Raw genomic sequence first — 4,161 nt, 5'->3', positions numbered from 1 at the left:
ACGTTAAGCGGCAAAAAATTGTTGGCTAAAATAAGTGAGGCACGAACGGAAAGCCAACTGTTTTTTGTCCGACTTTAAAGCCTTGATACTCATTGAGCCTCCTCCCCAGCATCGCGATTATTCGCTACGCTGAAAAGGCAACTAACCTTTATAGGAGAAAGCTCATTGAACTTTTACAATAACATGCATCCGTATTATTGTGGTATCGATTTACACGCGCGATTACTTTACGTCTGTATCATTGATAATACAGGACTTATCCTTGTTCACAAGAAAATTAAAGATGACCCTGAAGCGCTACTAAAACTACTTAAGCCGTATATCGGTGACATTGTGGTTGGCGTAGAGTGCATGCACTGTTGGTATTGGGTCGCTGATTTTTGCAAAGAACACACTATCGACTTTATTCTTGGTCATGCGCTATACATGAAGGCGATTCATGGCGGTAAAGCTAAAAACGATAAAATAGATTCACATAAAATTGCCAAACTCATCCGTGGTGGTAATTTCCCACTTGCTTATGTGTATGACAAAGATATGCGTGCTACACGCGACTTATTACGGCGCAGAACTAAAATCGTCCGTCATGGTGCTGATTTAAAAGCCCATGTCGCCAATACTGCCAGCCAGTACAATTTACCTGCCCATAATGTCAATTTAAAAAACGTCTGCGACAGAGAAAAAATGCGCTATTACTTTCCTGATCCCGTTGTACAACGCTCTATTAATTTAAACATGGCTATACTCGATTGCTATCATAAGGAGCTTAAACCTTTAGAGCATTACATTGAACAAATGGCTAAACAACACAACCCTGTTCACCTTAATATTTTGCAAACAATTAATGGTATAGGCCGCATTCTCGCACTCACTATCATTTACGAAATTGGTGACATCAATCGCTTTTCAAGCGTACAAAAATTCGCTTCATACAGTCGGTTGGTCAAATGCAAAGCGGAGTCTGCTGGCAAAACCTATGGCACCCAAGGTAATAAAATTGGCAATGCACATCTAAAATGGGCGTTCTCGGAAGCTGCCGTATTACTGCTGCGTCACAATCACAACGCCAACAAATACCTTGAAAAACTACAAAAGCGAATGAGCAAAGCCAAAGCACTGTCAGCGCTTGCGCATAAGCTTGGTCGCTGTGTTTATTTTATGCTTAAAAAAGAGACGGTATTCGATGAAGCAAAATTCTTAAAGAGTTAGTCACGGTACTGAGTGAGCTGAACATCTAACTGGATATAAGGCTGAGCATCAATCAATTGGGTGAGTTAATGACCAGTAAGGTTTAACCTGATTATATGCCTACAGACCTAAGCCACTTGCCTTGATTAGATGCTCAGTACGCGTGCATTAATACAATAAACAAAGTCGCTTACACCTGACTTGAGCCTGAAACTAACTGGATCACCATGATGAAACCAGCCGCCTTGAATAGTGCCATGATTAGGTTAACCGATGAATGTCTAGTGCCCCTACAAATCCATAAGGATATGGAAAAAAGTAGGCTGCGATGAGATCGCAATAAGAGAGCCTCTATATGTGTTTGCCGTAAGCAACTTGCTTAACAGCCGCATCGACAGACGAAGTAAACGAATTTGTTTATTGATTTAGAATTGACCGTCCATTTATAAAAACGGTCAAAAAGAATACTAGTGCCTATTGACAGAGTTTAGGCTCATATGTGTTAAGTATTCAAAGTTATGGACACTTAGACGCCCAAATAGCATTGGCGGCTAGAGTTAGTTTGCATTGATCTTCTGCTTTAAAGACACCAGGGATTTCCCTACCACAAAATCGCTCATATTTTATGGCAGTATCTGAATGGTAATATAAACGGCAAGATGAAGATTCAGACGATTTTCTAACAGCGACCGAAGCGATGCAGTCTGCATCAGCTGCACAGAGGTCCTGGCACCCGCCATTAACTGATTCAAATATAGACATAGTTCCTGATTTAGCGATATATCCGCCCTCTAGCTCCCACCACCCTTCCTTAACGGTAACGCCATCTGAGTTTACGAAGTCTCGTAGGCTTATGCTGAGTAATCCATTGCTTGGGCTATCGCCACAGCTTAGAAGTCTATTGCCCGTACCATCGTCAAAAAAGTTTGTAGATATCATTCTTGTCAATGTACCGGTGGGGACTGTATGAGTACTGGATGGGCAGCCTACTGGATATATATTGTTTGCCGCTAAGGCCTCACACATATGCTGATGATTCAGTTCTACTGTCTGGTTTTGTTCAGGAGTAGCGGCGACAGCGCAATCATAGGCATTCCACAGACCATCTTTATTGATATCTTCATCGAGATCATTGACTCGGTCACCATTTAGATCCCAGCAATTAATGCCAGCAACTCCGATTACACCTTGAGGCCCTGTAGCTCCTGTTTCCCCTGTAGCTCCTGTTTCCCCTGTAGCTCCTGTTTCCCCTGTAGCTCCTGTTTCCCCTGTAGCTCCTGTTTCCCCTGTAGTTCCAGTATTTCCGTTATCACCTTCTAAAGGACACCCAGAAAGTAACGTTATCAAAGTTAGCGTTATAAATATTTTTGTTTTCATGAAAATTCCTTAGTTAGATAGTTAGATAGTTAGATAGTTAGATAGTTAGTTAGATAGTTAGATAGTTAGATAGAATTATAGCAGAACGAAACTTAACTATTTGATATGTTGCAGATAGCACATCTAGAAGAAGCTGCTGACGCAAATATTGAAGATAAATGGTTGGTAGATATTACTAAAGACATTAGTAAATTATGTCACTTTGACTTTACTCCTTACCACAAAGTGGTTATTTGGCATGGAGATAATGCGCCTGAACAGTCGTTACTTTACTTGTGTTGCCATATAATTGATGAGCATAAACTCTATCATATCAGTATTAACGACTATGACCTCTCCACTCATATGCTACATGGAGTAGGTGCCTGTTCTCTTGAAATGTTAGACTTCCTGCATAATCAAGAAAAAAATATCAATCCCATAAATTGCATTCAATATGCACAGTTATGGCAAAAACTAGTTAAGCTATCGAAGCGACCTGACAGCTTATTGCGTATTTTTGAAAGCAACGAAGTTAAGTCTGTTGGTGAAGATTATTTTGATAAACAAATATTGAGGCAATGCCAAGAACAAGGCCAAGGAAACTTTGTATTAATGCTGGCAGTAGTTGGTCATGTTCTGGGGTTGAGCGAGCAACTTATTACAGACACTTTCATCATTGCTCGAGTCTACTATTTAATACAAGATACTCGTCTTGAGTATCAAGGGAATTTAGATAAGTCGCGTCAGTTAAAAATTCGAATCAAGAATTGATTATAGTAACCTACTAAACTCTAAGAGAATACCATGAAGACTTTACAACTCAACTCAATCATTTTATATCACTTTTACCGATCATAAGAATCAAGTCCAATTAACAGAGTTTACCGAGATAGACACTAGTAAAGATACAAAGCCTTACGTAAAAGGCGTCCTGTCAAACAATGAATATTATGCAGCATGGCTTGACTATACCAATATCACTGCGTTGAATATTTCAAATAATAAAAACATTTTTAAGTTTGTTGCGCCTTATACTTTAACCAATAGTAATCCTGATTCGGATAAAAACTCCAGTCTAGATTGCCACGATCTTCCTAGTAGCGCACTCTACCTAGGTGCTTTCGAGCTAGATTACCTTACTAATAACATCAACCAATATGGGCAACAGTTTTTAGGTAAGTATAGTACACTTACTGCAATAGATTATGATGGACAAAAGGCTGTTGATGTCACTATACGTCGGTATCCAACACAGGCTGACCAAGAGAGAAAAAACAACTCAAGTGCTCACAAGCTGATGCTTGATGTAGATGAAGGGTTGATCTTAGTTGATGATGCTATCGTAGAATAAGCGTTAATGGCTTTGATTATGGGTTAGCCTCCCTTTTACCTGTATAATGAGTGACGAAGCATAGAAAGTTACTGATAAAGCTAAACAGATAAAAGTCAGAGGTAAAAACAGACTTTCTTGAAGTACGCCTTCAGAATCAATGCTGCCATAAAACATGGTTTCCATCAGTCCAGAAAACACAGCAAAAGCTAGCAGAATTGAACCACCGATAAATAATTTAGATTTCATAAAAGCTCCTTTAGCTGATAAATTGAGGTCATAAG

5 protein-coding genes are annotated in these 4,161 nt (G+C 39.5%); 3 read left to right on the top strand and 2 right to left on the bottom strand.

The features are described from left to right. The first annotated feature begins 165 nt into the window (after window positions 1-165). Window positions 166-1,209 carry an IS110 family transposase gene (locus FW757_RS22900; protein ID WP_446441765.1) on the top strand — a complete coding sequence of 348 codons (1,044 nt, stop codon included), beginning with the start codon at window positions 166-168 and terminating at the stop codon, window positions 1,207-1,209. A gap of 495 nt (window positions 1,210-1,704) precedes the next feature. Here FW757_RS22900 and FW757_RS22895 read toward each other — a convergent pair whose 3' ends face one another. Continuing rightward, entirely contained in the window at window positions 1,705-2,565 is an 861-nt protein-coding gene (locus FW757_RS22895; RefSeq protein ID WP_446441764.1) for a hypothetical protein, read from the bottom strand. Window positions 2,566-2,670: 105 nt separating this feature from the next. Between FW757_RS22895 and FW757_RS22890 the strand changes: the two genes are divergently transcribed. Next, window positions 2,671-3,318 carry a DUF3658 domain-containing protein gene (locus FW757_RS22890; protein ID WP_182798491.1) on the top strand — a complete coding sequence of 216 codons (648 nt, stop codon included), beginning with the start codon at window positions 2,671-2,673 and terminating at the stop codon, window positions 3,316-3,318. 214 nt (window positions 3,319-3,532) lie between these two features. After that, entirely contained in the window at window positions 3,533-3,898 is a 366-nt protein-coding gene (locus FW757_RS22885) for a hypothetical protein (protein WP_182785315.1), read from the top strand. A gap of 3 nt (window positions 3,899-3,901) precedes the next feature. Here the strand turns inward: FW757_RS22885 and FW757_RS22880 are convergent. Further along, a partial coding sequence (locus FW757_RS22880) for a hypothetical protein (protein ID WP_446441763.1) occupies window positions 3,902-4,161 on the bottom strand: 260 nt, incomplete at its 5' end.

This window comes from Pseudoalteromonas sp. 1181_04 (assembly GCF_052850545.1).
Note: the sequence above shows the minus strand (reverse complement) of the source record. Positions and strands in the feature narration are given on the sequence as shown.